This is a genomic window from Flavivirga spongiicola, assembly GCF_030540825.1.
In the GTDB taxonomy this organism is placed as follows: Bacteria; Bacteroidota; Bacteroidia; order Flavobacteriales; family Flavobacteriaceae; genus Flavivirga; species Flavivirga spongiicola.
This window is the reverse complement of record NZ_JAUOEO010000001.1, coordinates 4,347,363-4,372,007: the sequence shown is the minus strand read 5'-3', so window position 1 is coordinate 4,372,007 and position 24,645 is coordinate 4,347,363. Positions and strand designations below refer to the sequence as shown.

Genomic DNA, 24,645 nt, shown 5'->3' with positions numbered 1-24,645 from the left:
CAAAATAAAAGATACTTGCTATCGTTTTAAGATAGATTTACTTACTTTGTATCGTAAATATGCTAAAGAAAATTATCACTTTTTTTTGTTTTTCTCTTAGTGCCCTAGCTATGGCACAAGTTGGAGGAGAAACGACCTATCAATTTCTTAATTTGATATCGTCGCCTCGTCAGGCAGCATTAGGAGGTAAAGTGTTAACCAATGTTGATTATGATGTTACTCAAGGGCTTTTCAATCCGGCAACTATAAACGTTGAAATGGATAATCAACTAGCAGTAAATTACACAAGTTATTTAGGAGATATTGGTTATGGAACAGCTTCTTATGCCTATACTGTAGATAGGCGTACACAAACATTTCACGCTGGTGTTACGTATATTAACTACGGTACATTTGATGGATATGATGAAAACGGTAATAGTACTGGTACATTTACAGGTAATGAAGCTGCTCTTTCCATGGGATATGCACTTCAAATAGGTTATTCTGATTTTTATTTTGGAGCCAATGTTAAGCTTATTACATCAAAATTAGAACAATACAACTCGCTTGGTGTAGCTACGGATTTAGGGGTGCTGTATATTAATGAAGATTTAGATTTTAATGCTGCGATAGTTATTAGAAACTTAGGAACTCAAATTACAACGTATGCAGGACTTAATGAGCGTCTTCCGTTTGAAGTCGATTTCGGAATGTCCCAGAGGTTGGAAAATGTGCCAATTCGTTGGCATGTTACTTTTGAAAATCTTCAGAAATGGCCAATAGCCAGACCAAACCCAGCTCGGTCGGTTAGTGATTTAGGAGGAAACCAAACTGATGAGAAAGTTGGTTTTTTAGGTCAATTAATAAGGCATACCATTCTTGGAGCAGAAATATTTCCTGAAGGTGGTTTTAATATAAGGCTTGGTTATAACTTTCGTAGAGGTGAAGAATTGCGAATTGTAGATCAGCGTAACTTCTCAGGATTATCTGCAGGAATTTCAATTAAAATGAATAAAATGCGTTTTAGCTATACGCATGCAAAATATACAAGTGCTGCTAATTCAAACTTTTTTGGTTTGCAAATAGATTTACAATAATTAGTATTTAAAGTGGCTAAAATTATAAGTACTTAAAGTTAACTTCTTTTTAATTTAGATTATTAGTTTTTCACCTTAAGCATTTTAAGTATTTTTGGCACTTCAAACTTAATATCTATGTCAAAGATTACTATAGCTATAGATGGATTTTCTTCAACGGGGAAAAGTACTGTAGCCAAACAACTTGCTAAATATTTAGGCTATGTATATGTTGATACAGGTGCTATGTACAGGGCTGTTTCCTTTTATGCTATGGAAAATGGGCTTATTAGTGGTGAGGACTTTAATATCGAAGCACTTATTTATCAGTTACCTAAAATAGAGATAAGTTTTAAGTTTAATAAGTCTGAGGGGTTTGCTGAAGTGTATTTGAATGGCATTAATATTGAAAAAAGAATAAGAACGTTAGAGGTGTCAGGTTTTGTTAGCAAAGTAGCAGCTATTTCTGAAGTTAGACAAAAGCTGGTTGAGCAACAACAGGAAATGGGAAAAAATGGGGGAGTTGTTATGGATGGAAGAGATATAGGTACTGTAGTTTTTCCTAAAGCAGATCTTAAAATATTTATGACTGCGTCTGCAGAAACCAGAGCAAAGAGACGTTATGATGAGCTTATTAATAGAGGAGATCAAGTTAAATATGTAGATGTTTTAAAAAATGTTCAAGAACGGGATTATTTAGATTCTAATAGAGAAGATTCTCCGCTTGTTAAAGCTGAAGATGCCATTGAAATTAATAACTCTAATATGACATTAGATGAACAGTTTGATAAGGTTTTGAACTTAGCAAAAATCACACTTGAAGGCATAGAATAAAACTTATATTTTTAAGTCATTTCGCATCTTAGTTTTTTATTAATAAATTAAAAACGATTTATATAAACGTTTTTTGTAAACGCTTATTTTAAGAAAACTTCACTTACATCATTCTTTATATTGGTTAAAGGTTTAAGATAAATGGTTACGAGAATAAATCTATAATTATAGTTGAAATTGTTAGTTTTTGGTAAAACGACGACTTAATGTTTCATATTAACCAAATTATAATTATAATGAAAAGTATTTTGCCCCTATTACTATTTATTTGTATAAATGGATTTGCACAAACAATCGATTTAACAGCGTATAATGAGTTTTTAAAAGATCATGTTTCGTCTAAAGGAATTGTAGATTTTGATAAAGTTTTAAAAAATGTCGATGAGCTAAATAAAATTACTCATTATTTTTCTAAAATATCTCCAAATAGCGGATGGAGTAAAAGTGAAAAAAAAGCGTATTGGATTAATTTTTATAATGCTAATATTATAAAATTGTTAGTTGAACATTACCCTATTAAAAGTATCAATTATGTACAAAACGCCTTTAGCATAAAGGTCATTGATTATGCTGGAGGAAAAGTATCATTGGATGATATAGAGCATGAAATTTTACGAAAATTAGAAGACCCTAGAATTCATTTTGCCCTTTACTCTACAGCCATGTCATCACCTGTATTAAAAAGAACGGCGTATAAGCCAGAATCTGTAGAACGCGATTTAGGATTAGCAACCAGTAATTTTTTAAACGATCTAACAAAGAATAAAATAGGATCAAGTTTAAGTAAATTATCTAAAACCTTTCAGTGGTACAAGGATGATTTTGCCAATTTAAATGAGATGATAAGTTTTATTAATAAACATTCGGGAGGTGCTAAAATTAATGCAAAAACCAAAATAGTGTATATGGATTATGATTGGAATTTACACCGTAAAATATAAGACAAGCAAACAAAAAAGACTATTAGATATCTAATAGTCTTTTTTGTTTCTAATTATAAATTATTAAGATTTATACATTAGGAATAATTAATTCTTGATCTGGATATATTAAATCCGGATTCTTTAAAATATCAGAATTTGCCTTAAAAATATCTTGATATTTTGATGCTTTACCATAATACTGAAGAGCTATTTTTCCTAAAGTTTCTCCACTTTTAACAGTGTGTCTGTGAAAAACACTCTCATCAGCTACTTTGATGTCAGCTATGATATCTGTTGGGTTTTCGCCACCAATTTCCTTTATTTTATCCCAAAGAAGGTTTTTTTCATAAGGTGTATTAGCAGTTCCCCAAACCTTTAAAACGCCATTTTCTTCTTGTATATCACCGTTTTGAATGTTTAATGATTCCCCCAAATCTAATACTGGCTGGTATTTTGCTTTCATTGTCATAAGTGTTATAATTTAATAATTGTTAGTTTTTAAATATAACAAAATGAATGCCAAAAATAAGTCTTTTTTTAACTTTATTATTAACTTAAAAACCAGATGGTTAAAATAATTTATTCAAATTAGGGTAATTTATTGAAATTGTGTATTTTTGCACTCCTTTTAGCGAATTATTGGAAAGATAAAGGGAATGAAAACAAAATTTATATATAACACTTCTGTGTGTTAATCGCATAAAACTTTCCAAAACATACAGAATACAAAACGTCATGTAATTACGTTTCTGCAAAAATGGAAACCTTTTTATAATGACATAATAATCTTAAATGGCTGAAAAAGCAAAACAAGCTGAAGTTGAAGCAACAGATGCTCCAGCAGTAGAAGCTCCAGTAGTATCTGAAGCTAAAGCAAATCCAGAAAAATTCTTAAAAGAGTTCAATTGGCACAATTACCAAGAAGGTATTGATGAGGTTGATGACAAACAGCTTAAAGAATTTGAAAAATTAGTAGCAGAAAATTTCGTTGACACGCTTAATGATGAGGTTGTTGAAGGTACAGTAGTTCACATTTCTGATAGAGATGCAATTATTGATATCAATGCAAAATCTGAAGGTGTTATTTCTTTAAACGAGTTCCGTTACAATCCTAACTTAGCAGTTGGTGATAAAGTAGAAGTATTAATTGATGTTCGTGAAGATGCAACAGGGCAATTAGTATTATCTCATAGAAAAGCACGTGTTATTAAAGCTTGGGATCGCGTTAATGCGGCTCATGATACTGGTGAAATCGTTAATGGTTTTGTTAAATGCAGAACTAAAGGGGGTATGATTGTAGATGTTTTCGGAATTGAAGCATTCTTACCAGGTTCTCAAATTGATGTAAAACCAATTAGAGATTACGATCAGTACGTAAATAAAACTATGGAATTTAAAGTTGTTAAAATCAACCACGAATTCAAAAACGTAGTAGTATCTCATAAAGCGCTGATTGAGGCTGATATTGAAATACAGAAAAAAGAAATTATTGGTCAATTAGAAAAAGGTCAAGTATTAGAAGGTGTTGTTAAAAACATTACTTCTTATGGTGTATTTATTGATCTTGGCGGTGTTGATGGTTTAGTTCATATCACAGATTTATCTTGGTCTAGAATTAATCATCCAAACGAAATTGTAGAATTAGACCAAAAACTTAATGTTGTAATCCTTGATTTTGATGAAAACAAATCAAGAATCCAATTAGGATTAAAACAATTAAGCAAACATCCATGGGAAGCTCTTGCAGAAGAGGTGAAAGTAGGTGATAAAGTTAAAGGTAAAGTAGTAGTTATAGCAGATTACGGTGCATTTATTGAAGTAGCTGATGGTGTAGAGGGATTAATTCACGTATCTGAAATGTCATGGTCTACACATTTACGTTCTGCTCAAGACTTCGTTTCTGTAGGAGATGAGGTTGAAGCTGTTATCTTAACGCTTGATAGAGAAGATCGTAAAATGTCTCTTGGTATTAAACAATTAACTCCAGATCCATGGACAGATATTACAGGTAAATACCCATTAGCTTCTAAGCATACAGGTGTTGTACGTAACTTTACAAACTTTGGTGTTTTTGTTGAACTAGAAGAAGGTATTGATGGGTTGATTTATATCTCAGATTTATCTTGGACTAAGAAAATCAAACATCCATCTGAGTTCTGTGCAGTAGGAGATAAGTTAGAAGTTATTGTATTAGAGTTAGATGTTGAAGGACGTAAATTAAGTTTAGGTCATAAACAAACAACTGATAATCCTTGGGATAAATATGAAACAGAATTCGCTTTAGAAACTGTTCATAATGCAGCTATTGCTGAAATAGTTGACAAAGGAGCTACTATTGAATTTAACGAAGATATCGTTGCATTTGTACCTTCTCGTCATCTTGAAAAAGAAGATGGAAGCAAACTTAAGAAAGGTGAAACTGCAGAATTCAAAATCATTGAATTTAATAAAGAATTTAAACGTGTTGTAGCGTCTCATACAGCTGTATTCAAAGCTGAAGAGGTTGCTAACGTTAAAGCGGCAGTTAAGAAAGCAGCTAGTGCAGCAGCAGAGGCTAAACCAACTTTAGGTGATGCTAATGACGCTTTACAAGCTCTTAAAGATAAAATGGACGGAAAAGTATAATTAAAAATTCTTTTTCACTTCCGTGAAGACGGAAATCCATTATAAAATTAAAGCCTTCAAGAAATTGAAGGCTTTTTTATTTTATATTATTGATTACGGAAGTGTTAGCTTTTATGTTTCTACTTCTAAAATTTTGCATTATCTTTGTACTCCAAATACGTTTGGATAGTATATATGAGTCAAAAAGTTTTACTTAACGCAAAAGAGGTAAACATCATTCTTCATCGATTGGCTTGTCAACTCATTGAAAAACACAATGACTTTTCTGATACCGTTTTAATTGGTTTACAGCCACGTGGTGTGTTTTTAGCCGATAGATTAGCAAAAATATTAGAAGATCATTACAAAGTTAAAAACATTCAACTAGGACATCTGGATATTACGTTTTATAGAGATGATTTTCGTAGAGGAGAAAAGACGCTTGAAGCTAACACTACTAAAATTAACTTCTTAGTTGAGGATAAAAATATTGTCTTTATTGATGATGTTTTATATACCGGGCGTAGCATTAGAGCCGCTTTAACGGCCATTCAATCTTTTGGAAGACCAAACGAAATAGAGTTATTAACGTTAATAGACAGGCGTTTTAGTAGACATTTACCTATACAACCAGATTATAGAGGTAGACAAGTGGATGTTATAAATAACGAAAAAGTAAAAGTAAACTGGAAAGAATATGACGATGAAGATTCCGTTTATTTAATTGAAAAATAATAATTTACTAGAGGCTAGAGGCTAGAAGAAAAACAACTGGCAACCAAAAACTGTCAAAGAATACTAAAAAACATGAGCGAATTAAGTGTCAATCACTTATTAGGAATAAAATATCTTAAAGAACAAGATATTCAACTTATTTTTGAAACAGCCGATCATTTTAAAGAAGTTATTAATAGGCCTATAAAAAAAGTACCTTCGCTTAGAGATATTACCATTGCTAACCTTTTCTTTGAAAATTCAACCAGAACAAAACTATCATTCGAATTAGCCGAAAAACGACTTTCTGCAGACGTTATTAATTTTTCATCTGGGCAATCTTCAGTTAAAAAAGGAGAGACCTTAATCGATACTGTTAATAATATCTTATCTATGAAAGTAGATATGGTTGTCATGAGACATCCTAATCCCGGGGCAGGTGTATTTTTATCAAAACATATTAATGCCAGTATTATAAATGCAGGTGACGGCGCTCATGAACATCCAACACAAGCGCTTTTAGATTCGTATTCTATAAGAGAAAAATTAGGAGATGTAAAAGGAAAGAAAGTTGTTATCGTAGGAGATATTCTTCATAGTCGTGTAGCGCTTTCAAATATATTTGCACTACAGCTTCAAGGAGCGCAAGTTATGGTTTGTGGACCAAAAACCTTATTACCGAAGTACATCAAAGAACTTGGAGTAAAAGTTGAAACGAATTTACGTAAAGCTCTCAATTGGTGTGATGTAGCAAACATGCTTCGTGTGCAAAACGAGCGTATGGATATTAGCTATTTTCCATCAACCAGAGAGTATACACAACAGTTTGGTGTCAATAAAGAACTGCTAGATTCATTAGACAAAGAGATTACGATCATGCATCCAGGCCCAATTAATAGGGGTGTGGAAATTACCAGTGATGTTGCCGATTCAAAACAATCCATTATTCTAGATCAAGTTCAAAATGGTGTAGCTATAAGAATGGCAGCTATATATTTATTAGCGTCCAAAATAAAACAGTAGATTATGATTTTAGACCAAAACGGAAACACTTCTATAATCACTCAAGAAAAAGCCACGGTTATAGAATTAGTTAAAAAACTACAGGCTTTATATCCAAAATTTAAAAACAATAATATTATTGTTGTTTTAACAACTCTAAATAAACCGGGATTTCAAGATATCATTGAGTTTCTTGAAGTATCAAACATCCACCGTGCATCAAAGCAATCCTTTGTTGTTGTCTCAGATAACATTAATATAGATAATATTCCGGATGAAATTGTAGTCGTGCCAACGATTCAAGAGGCTTACGATATCATCGAGATGGAAGAAATGGAACGTGACTTAGGGTTTTAATATGAAGGAATTGTATCTTGCACAGGTAAATATTGCAAAAAGATTGGCGCCAATGGACGACCCCATTATGCAAGATTTTGTAAACAATTTAGACAGAATTAATGCTTTAGCTGATGAAAGTAAAGGTTTTGTGTGGCGTTTAAAAGATGAAGATAAAGACTTGGGAGCTCAAGTTTTCCAGGATGATACGCTACTTATTAATATGTCTGTCTGGAAAAATTTAGAAACATTATTTAATTACACTTATAAATCTGGCCATATTGAGGTTTTTAAACGAAAAAAAGAATGGTTTAGTAAAATGAAGATGATGCATATGGCATTTTGGTACATTCCAAAAGGTTATGAACCAACATTTCAAGATGCTAAAAATAGATTAGACTATTTAAATAGGCATGGAGATACGCCTTATGCTTTTAGTTTTAAAAGTAAATTCACAGCATTAGATTCATTAAATTACAAACCTCTTTTGTAATATGAAGCTCAAAATTTTAGGCTGCTATAGCGCAACACCAAGAGCGCTAAATAATACAACATCTCAAGTATTAGAGATTAATAGTCATATGTTTTTAATCGATTGCGGAGAAGGTACACAAGTACAACTTCGTAAACATAAAATAAAGTTTAATCGTATTAAGCACATATTTATATCACATTTACATGGCGATCATTTTTTTGGCTTAGTTGGTTTAATATCAACTTTTAGATTGCTTACCAGAGAAGCAGATTTACATATTTATGGCCCCAAAGGCATTAAAGAAGTTGTTACACTGCAAATGAAATTAGCCGATTCCTGGACTAATTTTAACCTTATCTTTCATGAGTTAACTTCAGATGAATCCGAATTAATTTTTGAAGATGATAAAGTTCAAGTACATACAATTCCATTAAATCATAGAGTTTATACCAATGGGTATTTATTCAAAGAAAAAGAAGGCGACCGTAAGTTAGATATTAGAGCGGTTGAGGACGCTAACATCAATGTTGCTTATTATCGAAAACTAACACAAGGTTATGATGTTGTAAATGAAGTTGGAGAAACTATAAAAAATGAATTAGTTACTAAAGCTGGTTTAAAGCCAAAAAGTTATGCGTTTTGTAGTGATACCATGTACAAAGAAGATATTGTACCTATTATTAAAAATGTAGACGTGTTATACCATGAATCTACCTTTTTGGAAAAACATGCTCATTTAGGTCCTAAAACTAAGCATTCTACTGCAAAAGAAGCCGCTAGAATAGCTAAATTGGCAAATGCAGGTACATTATTGCTTGGACACTATTCAACGCGTTATGATGGCTTAAATGCTTTTAAAGAAGAAGCTCAAGAAGTTTTTAATAATGTGGAATTATGTGAAGATGGAAAAACTTTTGAGTTTTAATTTAATGCTTCCAAATTTAGAACCCATTCTATAGCCTCATTCAAAGATAGACAAGGATGAATTTCACCTTTTGAAAACCTTTTTTCTAATGAAGCATTCATGTACATGGCATAATTGTAATATACGATGGCACTCCTCTTAATTATATTAAACTGTTCAATTTTTATCCAATTTTGTGGGTTATTAGAATAAGAATTAACTCTATTGGAGATATAGTCTAATTTAACGCCTTTACCATAAAACGCTATAATTTCTTTAGCTAGTATTTCAATCTTGGGCCAATCAAAGTGTACGCCAGCATGTAATTCTGAGATTAAAAACTTTTCACAGAAATAAAAATTGCCAAAAGGCATTTCCAATTTATAATAACTTAACGTTTTGCTAAGGATAGAGTTTTCAAATTTCATAAAAATCTTATTGAAAGCGTCTACTAATTTACAATGTTTTATAAAAGTTTAATGTATAAGAAAACATATTTTTTTGATATTTTGTGACTTGCCTTTTAAAAATGGTTTCATCTTAACAAATTATACCTCATTTTCGGTTAAACACTAAAACTTAAGACGAGTTCTAATACAGAATTATATTAAAATAAATTTTAATTTACTTTTTTCAGGATTCACTTCTTCCAATTTCATAACCCATTCTATAGCTTCGTTTAAAGATAAACAAGGATAGATTTTACCTTTTGAAAACCGTTTTTCTAAAGAGGCATTCATGTACATCATATGGTTGTAACATACAATGGCACTCCTCATAATTACATTGTATTTTTCGATTTTTATCCAATTTTGTGGGTCAATAGAATAAGAGTTAACTCTATTGGAGATATAATCTAATTTCACGTTTTTACCATAAAACGCTATAATTTCATTAGCTAGTACTTCTATCTTGGGCCAATCAAAGTGCACACCAGTGTGCAATTCTGCGATGAAAAATTTTTCACAGAAATAAAAATTCCCAAATGACGTTTCTAGTTTATAATGATTTAATGTATTACAGTAGGTCGAATTTTCAAATTTCATAAATGTATTTTAGGGCACTACGAATTTACAATGTTTCATATAATTTTAATGTTTAAGAAAACATTATTTTTTTGTTATTTTGTAATCTATGGAAAAAGATTTAAGCAATTATAGAAAGTCTTACGAAAAGCACGAATTGCTTTTAAAAGATGTACCAGAAAACCCAATGGAATTATTTCAAAAATGGTTTTATGAAGTAGACAAGTTTTTTATCGAAGATGAAACTAATGCTATGACGGTTTCTACAATAGGTTTAGATGGATTCCCAAAGAATAGAGTGGTGTTATTAAAACGTTTTACATACGAGGGGTTTATATTTTACACAAATTATAACAGTGAAAAAGGAAAAGCGATAAATAAAAATCCAAACGTATGTTTATCCTTTTTTTGGCATGGAGCCGAACGTCAAATTATTATAAAAGGGAAAGCTGAAAAGATTGCAGAAAACTTAAGTGATGGCTATTTTGAGTCTAGGCCCAGAGGCAGTCAATTAAGTGCTATAGCTTCAAATCAGAGTGAAGTTATTGAAAATAGGGATGCCATTGAAAAAAAGCTTTTAAAATTAGAAAAAGAATTTGAAGGAAAAGAAATAACAAGACCAACAAGTTGGGGTGGTTATATTGTAAAGCCTTCAGAAATTGAATTTTGGCAAGGTCGTCCAAATAGATTACACGACAGAATTAGATTTACACTTCAGGCTGATTATAATTGGAGAATTGATCGGTTATCTCCTTAAATCATCGTTAAAATTTATAATATTTTTATTACAAATTGCATTTTGTCGATTAAAAGCATTATAATACGACATAATGCGTGTTTTTAATCGATTTTAACATTTTATTAACATTTACTTCAGGGTAGGCTGCTAATTTTACAGAACCTAATCTAAATTACCTACTTATGAAGTCATTAATTAAACTGCCATTATTGGTATTGTTTGCTGTGTTGACATTTACTTCCTGCTCAACAGACAGCATTGATGATAAGGCTGATGCTATGGAGTTAAGCCTTGTTACAAAAGAATCAAAAGACATTGAAATAGAGATACTTAAGCTTATTAATGAGTATAGAGTGTCATTAGAGTTGAATGCCTTAAATGATATGTCTGTAGTGAAATCTGTAGCATATAGTCATACAGACTATATGGTAGACCAAAATGAAGTATCACACGATAATTTTTTTACCCGTAGTAATTATTTAAAGGCTAATGCTGGTGCTAAAAAAGTATCTGAAAATGTTGCATATGGATATAGTTCTGCACAAACTGTAGTAAAAGCTTGGATTAAAAGCGATGGACATAGAGGGACTATAGAAGGCGATTTCTCAAACTTTGATGTTTCTGCAGAAAAAAACGAGAATGGAAGGTGGTATTTTACTAACATCTTTATAAAGAAATAAGATTGCTTTTGAGAAAGCGATTAAAACATAACCTAATTTAATATACTAATTTTTAGCGAAATTTGCATGGTTTAATCATGTAATGTAGAATTAAATAGGTTATTTATTGATAACTTAATTGTTATTGAATTTAGCTTTAGGTAAAAAATCCTCTCATTTTTTGAGAGGATTTTTGTTTTATTTTTAAAGGGTTGATATGTCTAAAGATTAAATAAACGAAGTATTGCTTTTAAATTATTCCATTTTAATTACAATAAACTGTGTGCGTCTGTTTAATTGATGTTCTTCTTCAGTACAATTAATAGTGCCATCACAATTATTTAATAATTTTTGCTCACCAGAGCCTTTGTATTCAGTAATTCTGTCAGGGTTGACTCCTTTGTCTATTAGGTATTTGTACGTTGCTTTTGCTCTATCTAGAGACAGTTTATTGTTATATTCAGAGGAGCCCCTGGAATCTGTATGCGATTCTATTTTAATGATCATATTTGGATAAATATTCATCATTAAATTAACGATTCTATCTAATTCAACGGTATCATCTCGTCTTATATCAAACTTATTAAAGTCAAAGTAAATAGGGTAGAACTCAGTAATAGGTGTCACCTTTATAACACGATTTAGATTGAAGTCTTCGGTAATGCGCGTCACTTTATTTTCTACACCTTTAGAAGTAACGTGTCTAGTATCGTTTATATAATCATCTTTTTTGATGTTTAATACATAGTCGGTATCTCTGTCTATATTTATTTCATAATTTCCATCTTCGTCTGTTTCTAAACGTGCTATTTGTTCATTGTTACTATCAAGCAGTGTAACAATGGCATTTGGTATAGGCTCGTTTGTAGTGACATCTGTTATAGATCCTTCTATTTTTAGCTGTGGAATTCTGTCATATGCATAAATATCATCACTACCGACACCACCATTTCTATTAGATGCAAAATATCCTGACAACCCATCTTCATTCATGAAAAATGAAAAATCATCTTTACTTGAGTTTACTGGAACACCGAGATTAAGAATACTGATAATGTTATTGTTTTTGTCTGAAACGGTTCCGAAAATATCTAATAGACCTAATCCAGGATGACCGTCTGAAGCAAAGAAAAGTACACCTTCATTATTAATAAAAGGAAATCTTTCATTTTTATCTGTGTTTACTATATTTCCTAAGTTTTGGGGTGTACCAAAAGAGCCATCACTATTTATATCTACATGGTAAATATCTGTTCCTCCAAAGCCATTAGGCATATTAGAAGCAAAAAACAACTTTGTTTCATCATTGTTCAATGCAGGATGCCCATTAGAAAAGTCATTGTTATTAAAAGGAAGCTCTTCAATATTTGTCCATTCATTTTCAATTAAGGATGCTTTATAGATTTTAAGATTTGAGATACCTTCTTCGTCTTTTTCTAAAACATTTTTCGCATAATTATTTCTAGAAAAATACATGGTTTTCCCATCTTTTGTTATAGTAATTGGACCTTCATGATAAATAGAATTTATATCTCCTTTTAGTTTAGATTTGTGATCTACAATACTATCATTAGCACTTTTGTCAGTTACATATATGTCTAAAAAAGGTTCTTCATTCCAACCGTAAATATGTTTTGTTGAAACGCCTTCATTTCTGGATGAAGCAAAGTAAATATGACCATCATGCTCGTAAGCTCCAAAATCGCTATATTTTGAATTAAAATTAACCTCAGTCAAAAAATATTGTTGTTTCGCGTTAAAAATGGAATTAATAAAATCAGAGTCTTTTAAAAACTTTTCATTATCTATTTTTCCGCCGGCTTTTTTATAGCGTTTCAACCAAACACGAGATTCTTTATATGCTTTTATACCTCTTAATGCTTGTGCGTAATTGTAATAGTATGCAATAGGAACATTAGGTTGTTCTACTACTTTTTTATAGTAGACTACAGCGCTATCTGGATTTCGCATGAAAGCATAACTATCTGCTAATTGTCTGGTTGCATAATCTGCATTAAAGTCTTTCTCTATAAGATTATGATAAACTTGAGCAGCATTAACAAACGAAAACTTGTTAAACAGATTGTCTGCCTTTTTTTGAGAACCGTATTGAGCAAGTGCAGAGAAACTTGCAAACAATATAATACTAGTTAATATGTTATTTTTTAATCTCATGGGGTCATAGTTTTAATTAAAAACTTATACTAATTAGTGATAGTTTTTATTTATTTAGGCACAGTTGGTTAAACTGTATGCTATTCCATTTTTACAACTATAAATTGAGTACGTCTGTTTAATTGATGGTCTTCTTCTTCACAGTTTTCTCCATCTTCACAACCATTGGTTAATCTACGCTCACCAAAACCTTGATGTTCTGTAATTCTTTCAGGAGTAATACCTTTAGAAATTAAATACTCATAAGTTGAATTTGCTCTATCTATAGATAATTTATCATTATATGTTAGATTACCTCTTGAATCGGTATGGGACTCAATTCTGATTACCATCTCAGGATAATCGTTTTGCATCAGGCTAACAATTTTATCCAGTTCTAAAGCAGCATCTTCTCTAATGTTATATTTGTTGAAATCGAAATATATATTGTTTAATTCTGCAAGTTTTATAACATCTTGTACTGGATTTAATAACAAGTTAGCATTAATAGTTATTAGCTCGGTTTGAATATTTTTTGATGTAAATGTTCTGTAGTCATCAATATATTTATCTTGACTAGCAACAATTTTATAATCTTTATTTCTATCAATATTTATTTGATAATAGCCATTTTCGTCGGTTACCATGTTGGCTATTTTGTTGTCATTATCATCGTATAGCGTAATAACTGAATTAGCTATAGGGTTGGTATTAATAGCATCTGTTACAACACCTTCAACATGCAAAACAGGCTTTCTGTGATAAGCGTAAATATCATCGCTACCGCGACCACCCTTTCTGTTTGATGCAAAATAACCAGTAATGCCATTTGGGTTCATAGTAAATGAAAAATCATCTTTATTGGAATTTACAGGAACTCCTAAATTTATGACGTCTACAATGCTGTCATCATCTTCACCTTTAATAGTGGCAAAAATGTCTAATAGCCCTAGACCTGTATGTCCATCTGAAGAAAAGAATAGAACACCTTCATTATTTATAAATGGAAACCCTTCAGCACTTTCCGTATTTACAGTATCTCCAACATTTTTCAATTCCATTAGTGTACCATCTGGACGTATATCTATAACCCATATATCTGAACCTCCTTTAGTTCCTGGTCTATCAGATGTAAAGTACAGCTTAGTATCATCAATATTTAAAGCGGGGTGCTGTGTTGAAAAATTATCACCATTGATGGATAGGTCTTCAATATTAGTCCATTCACCATCAACTAAAGTAGCCCTGTAGATTTTCATATTTGTTAGCCCTTTTTTGTCTTTTACTTCACCGGCTTCCTTTGTAAAGTTATTACTAGAAAAGTACATAGTACGGCCATCTTTTGTAATGGTTATCGGACCATCATGATAAATAGAGTTTACATCTCCTTTTACTTTTCCAGTATGATCAACATTTCTTTTAGATCCAACATCGGTTACATAAACATCTAAAAAAGGTTGTTCATTCCAACCATACAGGCGTTTTATGGAAACGCCTTCATCTCTAGCAGAGGCAAAATACACTTTACCATCATGTTCAAAAGCACCAAAATCACTATATTTTGAATTGAAACGCACGCGATCTAAAAAATACTGCTGTTTTGCACCAAAAACACTGGTAATAAAATTGATGTCTTTTGAGAAATCATTAGCATTTACAACACCTCCAGAGTCCTTATAACGCTTTAACCAAACTTGAGAATCGTCATATTTTTTCATTCCTCGAAGTGATTGTGCATATTTATAGTAATATTCAACAGGGGCATTTTTTTGCTTAACGACACTTTTATAATACCTGGAAGCATTTCTAGGGTCTCTTAAATAAGCATAGCAATCTGCTAATTGACGAGTTGCATAGTCTTTATTATAATTATTTTGGATAAGTTCTCTGTAAACTTTTGCAGCTTTCACAAAAGAGAATTTATTAAATAAGGTATCTGCTCTTTTTTGTTTTCCTTGTTGAGAAAAGACAGAAAAGCTTAGCATTAAAGCGATACAGACTAATATGTAGTTTTTATTTTTCATATAAAAAGTCTTATTAGAAATATCTTGGTGATTTTAGTTTAGAACTTAAGAATTTAAATTCATATATAAGTAATATCTCGTGTGTACCTGTCGTGTAGCTAGCTATGTCAGAAATTGGTTTTTCATAAGCATAACCTACACGTAATTGTCTTGAAACTTGAAAGTCAGCAATACCACCAATAGCAGCAGTTTGCTCATTAATTCTATAAGATCCACCTATCCAGAATTTCTCATTGTATAAGAAATTAGCGGTAAGATCGAATGATAGAGGCGCTCCATTGGTTGCCTTTATTAAACCAGCAGGTTTAAATTTGAAGCTTTTACTTATATCAAGTACACCACCTAGTGTAAAATAGTAACTAATACGTTCTAAAGCTTTATAGTCGCCTTGTTTGTTTTCATCAGTGTTTAATATTCTTGGAGCAGATAACCCAGCATAGAACCTGTTGGTATGGTAATAAACACCCGCACCAATATTTGGAGCCCAGCGATTTTCTGTACCACTAAAAAAAGGATCTTCAGTTACTGTTGGATCAGTTAAAAAATCTTGATCAAAAGTATAACCAGTAAAACCACCTTTTAAACCAAAAGCTAATTTTCCAGTTTTTCCAGTAGGAATACTATATGAAAAATCACCATATAAGTATGAGTAATTTTGAGGACCTAAATCATCTTCAATAAAAGTTAATCCCAATCCAATTCTATCATTCCTTAGTGGGGTATGAACAGAAAGCGTTTGTGTTATAGGACCTCCTTTAAAACCAACCCACTGGCTTCTATGTAATCCAACGACGCTTAAAGCTTCTCGACTCCCTGCATAAGCTGGGTTTATTGAGATTGTATTGTACATATACTGTGTGAATTGCGGTAATTGTTGTGCAATTCCAACCGTACAGCTTAACAATGCAATAGCGATTATATTATATTTAATAAGTTTCATAGGTTATGTTTTTTATTTGGTTCCTAAATAAACAGGTCCTGTTATAGGATTCAATCCACTATTTTGTAATTTAATGATATAATAATATGTTCCGTTGGGGACTTTTCCAGCGGTACCAATTGATCCGCTACTAGCTGCACCGTTCCAATCGTTTTGATAATTATCAGATTCGTATACTAAAGCACCCCATCTGTTGAATATTTTTACGTCATATATAAATCCACATAATTCAATACCAGAGATTTCGAAAAATTCATTATAAGCATCACCATTAGGGGTTACAGCTTTTGATATGGTGATATCGTTTTCACCACAAGGGAGTACCACACAATCTGCATGTACATTCATAGTAACTTCTGTAATGCTTATACAACCTTCATCTGTAGTTGTGTATCTGAACTTATAATCAATTCCACCACTTTCCGGTAAGAAATCTACGCTTAATTCAAGCCCAGAAGGATCAAATATATTAGCGTTTAGCGTTGCAGCAGGATCACCTTCTAATAACTCCCAGGTACCATTCGTATTAAGATCGTCAGGTAACAAATTATTCATATTTATAGCACCTTCATCATAACACCAATCTGGAGCAGCTAAATCAGTAATAACTTCATCAAGTGCTACTTGAAGTGTTTGCGTATAAGTTTTTTCATTATCACATTCGTCTCTTACTATCCAAGTTCTAACAATTTCATAATCAACAAACACGTTTTCTTCGTATGAATTTGTTTCATTAAATACCACCGTAATATTAGTTGAACAATTATCGGCAAAAGTCAATTCTGGTATATCTGGTATGTCCGTACAACTAACGTTTAATATCTCTTCAAAAGTTGTTGTAGGTTCAGGAGCTTTAGTATCTTGAACTGTTATGATTTGTGTGTGCTTAGTTTCTAAACCACATTCATCAGTAGCTGTCCATGTACGAGCAATTGTATAATTGTTAGGGCAATCTCCATTTGTTCTAACATCTTCAAAAGAGATATTAGGAGGAGTACCACAATCATCTGTAGCCACAGCTGTACCAAGTGAGCTTGGTGTTAAATTATCACTGCATTCAACAGTTTGATCATTCGGTAACGATGAAAATACTGGTGGGGTTGTGTCAACAATATTAATTTTATGCGTAATCGTAATGGAATTACCACAAGCATCTTTAATAGTATAAGATCTGGTAATTACAATCGGGCAGGAGTTTTCAGACGTATCAGAGTTGGTTACAATAAGGTTGGCATTGTCTGTACAATTGTCAGTTATATTAAGCCCAAAATCTTCAAGTTCAGCAATTGAAGTAACAGGAGCTGGAGCATCTGTAACACTACATCCTTCCACAACAAATTCAGCTATAGTACCCGATACTTTAGGAGCAGTAGTGTCAGCTGTTGAAATTTCTTGGTTTGCAGATACACTATTTCCACAACTATCTGTTGCTGTCCAGGTTCTAATAATTTTAAAAGTGTTAGGACAAGCACCATCCTCTATATCATCTTCAAAAGTTATAGTTGGAGTAGGGTCACAGTTATCTGTGGCTGTAGCTGTACCAAAAGCTATTGTTGTTAAATCATCACTACATTCTGCAGTTGCATTAGAAGGTAATGAAAGTACAGGAGGTAAAGTATCTACGATAGTAAATGTTGCATCAAGCTCAATATCGTTACCACATTCGTCCGTAAGGAAAAAAGTAACCGTTTCCGAACCGGTAGCACCACAAAGGTCGCTTAGGCCGGTACTATTGTTAGTTACGGTAGCCGTACCACAAGCATCCGTTCCAGAGAACGACGTTAACCAAGCGGCAAATGCTCCATTAGGATCAGTTGTACCGTCACACTCCACCGTTAAATCGGCAGGCGGGTTGGTCCATTCAGGATCGGCAGTATCTACGATAGTAAATGTTGCATCAAGCTCAATATCGTTACCACATTCGTCCGTAAGGAAAAAAGTAACCGTTTCTGCACCGGTAGCACCACAAAGGTCGCTTAGGCCGGTACTATTGTTAGTTACGGTAGCCGTACCACAAGCATCCGTTCCAGAGAACGACGTTAACCAAGCGGCAAATGCTCCATTAGGATCAGTTGTACCGTCACACTCCACCGTTAAATCGGCAGGCGGGTTGGTCCATTCAGGATCGGCAGTATCTACAATAGTAAATGTTGCATCAAGCTCAATATCGTTACCACATTCGTCCGTAAGGAAAAAAGTAACCGTTTCCGAACCGGTAGCACCACAAAGGTCGCTTAGGCCGGTACTATTGTTGGTTACGGTAGCCGTACCACAAGCATCCGTTCCAGAGAACGACGTTAACCAAGCGGCAAATGCTCCATTAGGATCAGTTGTACCGTCACACTCCACCGTTAAATCGGCAGGCGGGTTGGTCCATTCAGGATCGGCAGTATCTACAATAGTAAATGTTGCATCAAGCTCAATATCGTTACCACATTCGTCCGTAAGGAAAAAAGTAACCGTTTCCGAACCGGTAGCACCACAAAGGTCACTCAAGCCATTACTGTTGTTGGTTACGGTAGCCGTACCACAAGCATCCGTTCCAGAGAACGACGTTAACCAAGCGGCAAATGCTCCATTAGGATCAGTTGTACCGTCACACTCCACCGTTAAATCGGCAGGCGGGTTGGTCCATTCAGGATCGGCAGTATCTACAATAGTAAATGTTGCATCAAGCTCAATATCGTTACCACATTCGTCTGTAAGGAAAAAAGTAACCGTTTCCGAACCGGTAGCACCACAAAGGTCACTCAAGCCATTACTGTTGTTGGTTACGGTAGCCGTACCACAAGTATCGGTTCCAGAGAACGATGTCAACCATGCAGCAAAGGCCCCATTAGGATCGGTAGTACCGTCACACTGAACCGTTAAATCGGCTGGTGCGTTGGTCCATTGAGGATCCGTATTATCTTCAATAGTGAATGTAGCGGTAGTTGTACTTGTATTATTACAGGCATCAATAGCGCTAAATATTACTGTTACAGAACCTGTAGCACCACAATCATCAGAAAGGGAATTAAAATTATTCGACCATGTTACAGTACTACAATCATCAGTAGCAGTAGCTCCACCATTGTTGGCTAACCAATCATTTAAATTAGTAAGATTACCAGCTCCATCACATTGTACTGTTTCATTAGACGCTTGAGTTGTAATATTAGGAGCAACCGTATCCTTTATTAAATAAGTAGCTGTTGTTGAACTTTTATTACCGCAGGTATCTTCGGCTGTAAATGTTACTGTAATGGCACCGTTATTACATTGTACAGAAGTATTAAGGCCATAATCATTGTCCCATGTAACCGTACTACAGTTATCTGTAGCGGTAGCTCCAGCATTAGAATTTAACCATGCAGTTAAAGTTGTCTGCGTATCACCTGTACCGCACTCAATTTCTATATTAGCAAGGTTTGTGTTGTCTATGATAGGATTAATTTGATCCGAACCAGAGTGCGTAATGGTAACTGTGAAGTCGTTAGCGGGACACCCGTCCGAGATATTATAGGTACGCTCTAGAGACCAAGCACAGGCATCGCCCGTAAGTGATTGACTTAGAAAAGTAGCCGTTACCGTACCACAGTCATCCGTATAAGCAGTTTCCAAAGCAGTGATGTCAGCGGCGGTAGTTGCAATGGTATCAATTTCCGTTTCACTGGCACATGCATTGATATCAGTAGTTCCGTCAGGTGTAATCCCTGATGCAGGGTCCTGATCCGAACCAGAATGCGTAATGGTAACGGTGAAGTCGTTAGCGGGACACCCGTCCGAGATATTATAGGTACGCTCTAGAGACCAAGCACAGGCATCGCCCGTAAGTGATTGACTTAGAAAAGTAGCCGTTACCGTACCACAGTCATCCGTATAAGCAGTTTCTAAAGCAGTTATATCAGCAGCTGTAGTTGCAATGGTATCAATTTCCGTTTCACTGGCACATGCATTGATATCAGTAGTTCCGGCAGGTGTAATCCCTGATGCAGGGTCCTGATCCGAACCAGAGTGCGTAATGGTAACGGTGAAGTCGTTAGCAGGGCATCCATCCGAGATATTATAGGTACGCTCTAGAGACCAAGCACAGGCATCGCCCGTAAGTGATTGACTTACAAAAGTAGCAGCTACCGTACCACAGTCATCCGTATAAGCAGTTTCTAAAGCAGTGATGTCAGCAGCTGTAGTTGCAATGGTATCAATTTCCGTTTCACTGGCACATGCATTGATATCAGTAGTTCCGGCAGGTGTAATCCCTGATGCAGGGTCCTGATCCGAACCAGAATGCGTAATGGTAACGGTGAAGTCGTTAGCAGGGCATCCATCCGAGATATTATAGGTACGCTCTAGAGACCAAGCACAGGCATCGCCCGTAAGTGATTGACTTAGAAAAGTAGCCGTTACCGTACCACAGTCATCCGTATAAGCGGTTTCCAAAGCAGTGATGTCAGCGACAGTAGTTGCAATGGTATCAATTTCCGTTTCACTGGCACATGCATTAATATTAGTAGTTCCGGCAGGTGTAGTCCCTGATGCAGGGTCCTGATCCGAACCAGAGTGCGTAATGGTAACGGTGAAGTCGTTAGCAGGGCATCCGTCCGAGATATTATAGGTACGTTCTAGAGACCAAGTACAGGCATCGCCCGTAAGTGATTGACTTACAAAAGTAGCCGTTACCGTACCACAGTCATCCGTATAAGCGGTTTCCAAAGCAGTGATGTCAGCAGCTGTAGTTGCAATGGTATCAATTTCCGTTTCACTGGCACATGCATTAATATTAGTAGTTCCGGCAGGTGTAGTCCCTGATGCAGGGTCCTGATCCGAACCAGAGTGCGTAATGGTAACGGTGAAGTCGTTAGCAGGACACCCGTCCGAGATGTTATAGGTACGTTCTAGAGACCAAGTACAGGCATCGCCCGTAAGTGATTGACTTACAAAAGTAGCCGTTACCGTACCACAGTCATCCGTATAAGCAGTTTCCAAAGCAGTGATGTCAGCGGCAGTAGTTGCAATGGTATCAATTTCCGTTTCACTGGCACATGCATTAATATCAGTAGTTCCGGCAGGTGTAGTCCCTGATGCAGGGTCCTGATCCGAACCAGAGTGCGTAATGGTAACGGTGAAGTCGTTAGCAGGGCATCCGTCCGAGATATTATAGGTACGTTCTAGAGACCAAGTACAGGCATCGCCCGTAAGTGATTGACTTACAAAAGTAGCCGTTACCGTACCACAGTCATCCGTATAAGCGGTTTCCAAAGCAGTGATGTCAGCGGCAGTAGTTGCAATGGTATCAATTTCCGTTTCACTGGCACATGCATTAATATTAGTAGTTCCGGCAGGTGTAGTCCCTGATGCAGGGTCCTGATCCGAACCAGAGTGCGTAATGGTAACGGTGAAGTCGTTAGCAGGACACCCGTCCGAGATGTTATAGGTACGTTCTAGAGACCAAGTACAGGCATCGCCCGTAAGTGATTGACTTACAAAAGTAGCCGTTACCGTACCACAGTCATCCGTATAAGCAGTTTCCAAAGCAGTGATGTCAGCGGCAGTAGTTGCAATGGTATCAATTTCCGTTTCACTGGCACATGCATTAATATCAGTAGTTCCGGCAGGTGTAGTCCCTGATGCAGGGTCCTGATCCGAACCAGAGTGCGTAATGGTAACGGTGAAGTCGTTAGCAGGGCATCCGTCCGAGATATTATAGGTACGTTCTAGAGACCAAGTACAGGCATCGCCCGTAAGTGATTGACTTACAAAAGTAGCCGTTACCGTACCACAGTCATCCGTATAAGCGGTTTCCAAAGCAGTGATGTCAGCAGCTGTAGTTGCAATGGTATCAATTTCCGTTTCACTGGCACATGCATTAATATCAGTAGTTCCGGCAGGTGTAGTCCCTGATGCAGGGTCCTGATCCGAACCAGAGTGCGTAATGGTAACGGTGAAGTCGTTAGCAGGGCATCCGTCCGAGATGTTATAGGTACGCTCTAGAGACCAAGCACAGGCATCGCCCGTAAGTGATTGACTTACAAAAGTAGCCGTTACCGTACCACAGTCATCCGTATAAGCGGTTTCCAAAGCAGTGATGTCAGCGGCAGTAGTTGCAATCGCATCAATTTCCGTTTCACTGGCACATATATTGATATTAGTAGTTCCAGCAGGTGTTGTCCCTAATGCAGGGATTGTATCATTTATATTAATTACCTGTACTGCAGTTGTTATATTGTCACAATCGTCTGTAGCTGTAAATGTTCTTGTTACTATTAATTGACAACTTGAATTTTGTGTAATGACATCCGTATAAGTTATACTAACAATAGTCCCATTATCAGAAGCTGTGTAACCAGTAGTTACATAGGTGTCTTTTATATCAACAGATTGTGAAGCACTATAAGGGTATCTAGCATTCAATGCTGTGATATCATTTTCGTCACAACCTTCAATATCTAGTGGGCTAGGAGCAGTAATAACAGGCGCTTCATTAACATAATCTGAAGACTCAATAGGTATTATAATTGGCACTGGTATAGGGTCTCCTATACATGGTCCTGTCGATTCGTACCCTTGTACTAATGGATTATTAAACGATGAATTAGATATTGCACCAACACCACTAATAGTTCCATTTACAGTTACATTAGCTCCGAGATTAGGATCACTTAAAATAGAACAATCTGTTGTAACAGTTAAACTAAAACTGATATCTGCTAATAAAGTATCTGGATCTACCGGTACCGGTAATGTTCCAATATTCCATTCAATAGCTCCATTTGAACCTATGGCTGGGTTATAAGTAGGGTTCCCTAGCGTACTTACAAGCGGAGGGTATATATTAGAATTTATATTTAAATCGTTAGGGTCAATAGAGCCTAAAGAGGGGGGTAAAGGAATTGTAATAACGGTGTTATTTGTAGCTTCTGTTCCTTTATTTCTAATTTGAATAGCAAAGTCTGCATTCTCATTTGGTTCCAGAGATGTATTTCCTGCACCAGGTGCATTTCCATCAATCAATGTATTTGTTAAAATACCTTCAGGTTCAGGAACATATGCATCTACTGAAAATGTTGTATTAAAAATCATAAAAGTATCCCGACTAGAACCATATCTAAAGGATGTATTTGTTTGAGAGTTACCAATAATACTATTACCAGGATTTGGTATGTCAAACATGACGATGTCTAATCCGGTATTGTTAATCAGGTCTGGAAGCCTTGCATTTCCACCAGTCTCTATAGTAGAATCAAAAAAGTTATTAGTAGCCCCTCTATTATTAGCTAGCCTTTGATAGTTTCCTGTTTCTAATATTTCTATTTCAAAATAATCGAGATCCCATCTTAACTCACCTTCACTAGCCATAAGGCCTAGTTTAACATTAACATCTCCAGTTTGTACAGCATTAAAACCATTAATATCAAACTCAAATTCATCAGCGTTATTTCCTTCAACAAAAGCATATCCATCAAAAACAGTCACATTTCTCCATTTCATAAGGGCGTTTTCATAAACAATCACCATACCCCAACCACCGGAATAACCATTTATATCGATAGATCCTTCATTTAATGCTATATCTGCAACAAAATATTCACCAAGACCATTGTCTCTTACATATTGTGTTACCTCTGTGTAAGCAGTAAAAATATTGCTATCAAGACCATAATTATTACTAGGGTCAAGACCCGTAGGGTAATGTATATCCGATGGATCTGCCGTAAGTTCGGTATAACCAGAAGCCCCTGGTCCTTTTATGGACACTTTTCGTTTATCAAAACTTTTAGTGATACCGTCTTTTGTAACTTGAAATGTATGAGGGTTATTATCTCCGTCATCATTATTGTCAACACCATTACCAGCTCTACCTACCCAGTATAATCCAGCAAAAAGAATATTTGAACAATCTGGAATAGCGCCATTTTCGGTTGAAAAAGTTAATGTAGCTGAAGAGGAGTTAAAGGTATTGTTACCGGGAACAGCAGTACCATCTTCATCCACATATTTCATGTCGCCATCATTTGCGCTAGTTTCATCATAATCAACAAGGGTGAGATTGGTATTACCCATCATGGTAAAATCCCCTTTGATATTATATATGGTTTGCGTAGGAGTAAGATCCGATGTTCTTGGTGTAAACGGCACTCTAACCTGACTATAACTATTAGTCGAGTAGGCTATTATAAGCAAAAAGGCAAATAACATCAATTTTATTGAGGGTATATTTGCGAAGGTTTTCTTAGCGTATAGTTTTTTCATGTCTTAATCTTTTAAATTGGCC

Annotated in this window: 18 protein-coding genes; 11 read left to right on the top strand and 7 right to left on the bottom strand. The window is 34.9% G+C overall.

Annotation, left to right across the window (positions count from 1 at the left end; genetic code table 11):
- Nucleotides 1-59: 59 nt before the first annotated feature.
- The 3 genes from porQ (at nt 60) to Q4Q47_RS17515 (ending at nt 2,833) form a co-directional block, all read left to right on the top strand.
- On the top strand, nt 60-1,079 hold the full coding sequence (gene porQ / locus Q4Q47_RS17525; RefSeq protein WP_303307937.1) for a type IX secretion system protein PorQ: 1,020 nt from the start codon (nt 60-62) through the stop codon (nt 1,077-1,079).
- 117 nt (nt 1,080-1,196) lie between these two features.
- On the top strand, nt 1,197-1,892 hold the full coding sequence (cmk, locus tag Q4Q47_RS17520; protein WP_303307936.1) for a (d)CMP kinase: 696 nt from the start codon (nt 1,197-1,199) through the stop codon (nt 1,890-1,892).
- 236 nt (nt 1,893-2,128) lie between these two features.
- Entirely contained in the window at nt 2,129-2,833 is a 705-nt protein-coding gene (locus Q4Q47_RS17515) for a DUF547 domain-containing protein (RefSeq protein ID WP_303307935.1), read from the top strand.
- A 70-nt stretch (nt 2,834-2,903) separates the two neighbouring features.
- Here the strand turns inward: Q4Q47_RS17515 and Q4Q47_RS17510 are convergent, their stop codons facing one another.
- Entirely contained in the window at nt 2,904-3,284 is a 381-nt protein-coding gene (locus Q4Q47_RS17510; RefSeq protein ID WP_303307934.1) for a LysM peptidoglycan-binding domain-containing protein, read from the bottom strand.
- Between the two features lie 323 nt (nt 3,285-3,607).
- Here Q4Q47_RS17510 and rpsA point away from each other — a divergent pair, with 323 nt between their 5' ends.
- From rpsA to Q4Q47_RS17480, 6 genes are all read left to right on the top strand, one after another.
- Nucleotides 3,608-5,440, top strand: a complete 1,833-nt coding sequence (gene rpsA / locus Q4Q47_RS17505) for a 30S ribosomal protein S1 (RefSeq protein WP_303307933.1) — start codon at nt 3,608-3,610, stop codon at nt 5,438-5,440.
- 174 nt (nt 5,441-5,614) lie between these two features.
- Nucleotides 5,615-6,154 carry a bifunctional pyr operon transcriptional regulator/uracil phosphoribosyltransferase PyrR gene (pyrR, locus tag Q4Q47_RS17500; RefSeq protein WP_303307932.1) on the top strand — a complete coding sequence of 180 codons (540 nt, stop codon included), beginning with the start codon at nt 5,615-5,617 and terminating at the stop codon, nt 6,152-6,154.
- A 72-nt stretch (nt 6,155-6,226) separates the two neighbouring features.
- On the top strand, nt 6,227-7,156 hold the full coding sequence (locus Q4Q47_RS17495) for an aspartate carbamoyltransferase catalytic subunit (RefSeq protein WP_303307931.1): 930 nt from the start codon (nt 6,227-6,229) through the stop codon (nt 7,154-7,156).
- Between the two features lie 3 nt (nt 7,157-7,159).
- Nucleotides 7,160-7,492, top strand: a complete 333-nt coding sequence (locus tag Q4Q47_RS17490) for a ribonuclease Z (protein ID WP_303307930.1) — start codon at nt 7,160-7,162, stop codon at nt 7,490-7,492.
- A 1-nt stretch (nt 7,493) separates the two neighbouring features.
- Complete coding sequence (locus tag Q4Q47_RS17485) at nt 7,494-7,964, top strand: DUF3291 domain-containing protein (RefSeq protein WP_303307929.1); 471 nt, start codon at nt 7,494-7,496, stop codon at nt 7,962-7,964.
- 1 nt (nt 7,965) lies between these two features.
- Nucleotides 7,966-8,871, top strand: coding sequence for a ribonuclease Z (locus Q4Q47_RS17480; protein WP_303307928.1), 906 nt, complete (start codon nt 7,966-7,968; stop codon nt 8,869-8,871).
- Here the strand turns inward: Q4Q47_RS17480 and Q4Q47_RS17475 are convergent.
- Nucleotides 8,868-9,278, bottom strand: coding sequence for a hypothetical protein (locus tag Q4Q47_RS17475; RefSeq protein ID WP_303307927.1), 411 nt, complete (start codon nt 9,276-9,278; stop codon nt 8,868-8,870). The genes Q4Q47_RS17480 and Q4Q47_RS17475 overlap by 4 nt on opposite strands.
- Nucleotides 9,279-9,452: 174 nt before the next feature.
- Complete coding sequence (locus Q4Q47_RS17470; RefSeq protein ID WP_303307926.1) at nt 9,453-9,896, bottom strand: hypothetical protein; 444 nt, start codon at nt 9,894-9,896, stop codon at nt 9,453-9,455.
- Between the two features lie 88 nt (nt 9,897-9,984).
- On the opposite strand from Q4Q47_RS17470, the gene pdxH reads away from it, so the two are divergent.
- Both pdxH and Q4Q47_RS17460 read left to right on the top strand, forming a co-directional pair.
- Nucleotides 9,985-10,632: a pyridoxamine 5'-phosphate oxidase gene (gene pdxH, locus Q4Q47_RS17465; protein WP_303307925.1), complete on the top strand. Its 648-nt coding sequence runs from the start codon at nt 9,985-9,987 to the stop codon at nt 10,630-10,632.
- Between the two features lie 164 nt (nt 10,633-10,796).
- On the top strand, nt 10,797-11,294 hold the full coding sequence (locus Q4Q47_RS17460) for a CAP domain-containing protein (protein WP_303307924.1): 498 nt from the start codon (nt 10,797-10,799) through the stop codon (nt 11,292-11,294).
- 234 nt (nt 11,295-11,528) lie between these two features.
- Here the strand turns inward: Q4Q47_RS17460 and Q4Q47_RS17455 are convergent, their stop codons facing one another.
- The 4 genes from Q4Q47_RS17455 to Q4Q47_RS17440 all read right to left on the bottom strand — a co-directional run bounded on the left by Q4Q47_RS17455 (nt 11,529) and on the right by Q4Q47_RS17440 (nt 24,623).
- The gene (locus tag Q4Q47_RS17455; RefSeq protein ID WP_303307923.1) at nt 11,529-13,448 is read right to left on the bottom strand and encodes an OmpA family protein; all 1,920 of its coding nucleotides are present in this window, start codon (nt 13,446-13,448) and stop codon (nt 11,529-11,531) included.
- 80 nt (nt 13,449-13,528) lie between these two features.
- Nucleotides 13,529-15,451: an OmpA family protein gene (locus tag Q4Q47_RS17450; RefSeq protein ID WP_303307922.1), complete on the bottom strand. Its 1,923-nt coding sequence runs from the start codon at nt 15,449-15,451 to the stop codon at nt 13,529-13,531.
- Nucleotides 15,452-15,464: 13 nt separating this feature from the next.
- On the bottom strand, nt 15,465-16,391 hold the full coding sequence (locus tag Q4Q47_RS17445) for a PorP/SprF family type IX secretion system membrane protein (RefSeq protein ID WP_303307921.1): 927 nt from the start codon (nt 16,389-16,391) through the stop codon (nt 15,465-15,467).
- Between the two features lie 12 nt (nt 16,392-16,403).
- Entirely contained in the window at nt 16,404-24,623 is an 8,220-nt protein-coding gene (locus tag Q4Q47_RS17440) for a T9SS type B sorting domain-containing protein (protein WP_303307920.1), read from the bottom strand.
- Nucleotides 24,624-24,645 lie beyond the last annotated feature (22 nt).

Coding starts and splice junctions, on each gene's coding strand:
- Q4Q47_RS17455 (WP_303307923.1), bottom strand. CDS start 13,448: ATGAGATTAAAAAATAACATATTAACTAGTATTATATTGTTTGCAAGT.
- pdxH (WP_303307925.1), top strand. CDS start 9,985: ATGGAAAAAGATTTAAGCAATTATAGAAAGTCTTACGAAAAGCACGAA.
- Q4Q47_RS17515 (WP_303307935.1), top strand. CDS start 2,129: ATGAAAAGTATTTTGCCCCTATTACTATTTATTTGTATAAATGGATTT.
- rpsA (WP_303307933.1), top strand. CDS start 3,608: ATGGCTGAAAAAGCAAAACAAGCTGAAGTTGAAGCAACAGATGCTCCA.
- porQ (WP_303307937.1), top strand. CDS start 60: ATGCTAAAGAAAATTATCACTTTTTTTTGTTTTTCTCTTAGTGCCCTA.
- Q4Q47_RS17475 (WP_303307927.1), bottom strand. CDS start 9,278: ATGAAATTTGAAAACTCTATCCTTAGCAAAACGTTAAGTTATTATAAA.
- pyrR (WP_303307932.1), top strand. CDS start 5,615: ATGAGTCAAAAAGTTTTACTTAACGCAAAAGAGGTAAACATCATTCTT.
- Q4Q47_RS17445 (WP_303307921.1), bottom strand. CDS start 16,391: ATGAAACTTATTAAATATAATATAATCGCTATTGCATTGTTAAGCTGT.
- Q4Q47_RS17440 (WP_303307920.1), bottom strand. CDS start 24,623: ATGAAAAAACTATACGCTAAGAAAACCTTCGCAAATATACCCTCAATA.
- cmk (WP_303307936.1), top strand. CDS start 1,197: ATGTCAAAGATTACTATAGCTATAGATGGATTTTCTTCAACGGGGAAA.
- Q4Q47_RS17480 (WP_303307928.1), top strand. CDS start 7,966: ATGAAGCTCAAAATTTTAGGCTGCTATAGCGCAACACCAAGAGCGCTA.
- Q4Q47_RS17490 (WP_303307930.1), top strand. CDS start 7,160: ATGATTTTAGACCAAAACGGAAACACTTCTATAATCACTCAAGAAAAA.
- Q4Q47_RS17470 (WP_303307926.1), bottom strand. CDS start 9,896: ATGAAATTTGAAAATTCGACCTACTGTAATACATTAAATCATTATAAA.
- Q4Q47_RS17485 (WP_303307929.1), top strand. CDS start 7,494: ATGAAGGAATTGTATCTTGCACAGGTAAATATTGCAAAAAGATTGGCG.
- Q4Q47_RS17510 (WP_303307934.1), bottom strand. CDS start 3,284: ATGACAATGAAAGCAAAATACCAGCCAGTATTAGATTTGGGGGAATCA.
- Q4Q47_RS17450 (WP_303307922.1), bottom strand. CDS start 15,451: ATGAAAAATAAAAACTACATATTAGTCTGTATCGCTTTAATGCTAAGC.
- Q4Q47_RS17460 (WP_303307924.1), top strand. CDS start 10,797: ATGAAGTCATTAATTAAACTGCCATTATTGGTATTGTTTGCTGTGTTG.
- Q4Q47_RS17495 (WP_303307931.1), top strand. CDS start 6,227: ATGAGCGAATTAAGTGTCAATCACTTATTAGGAATAAAATATCTTAAA.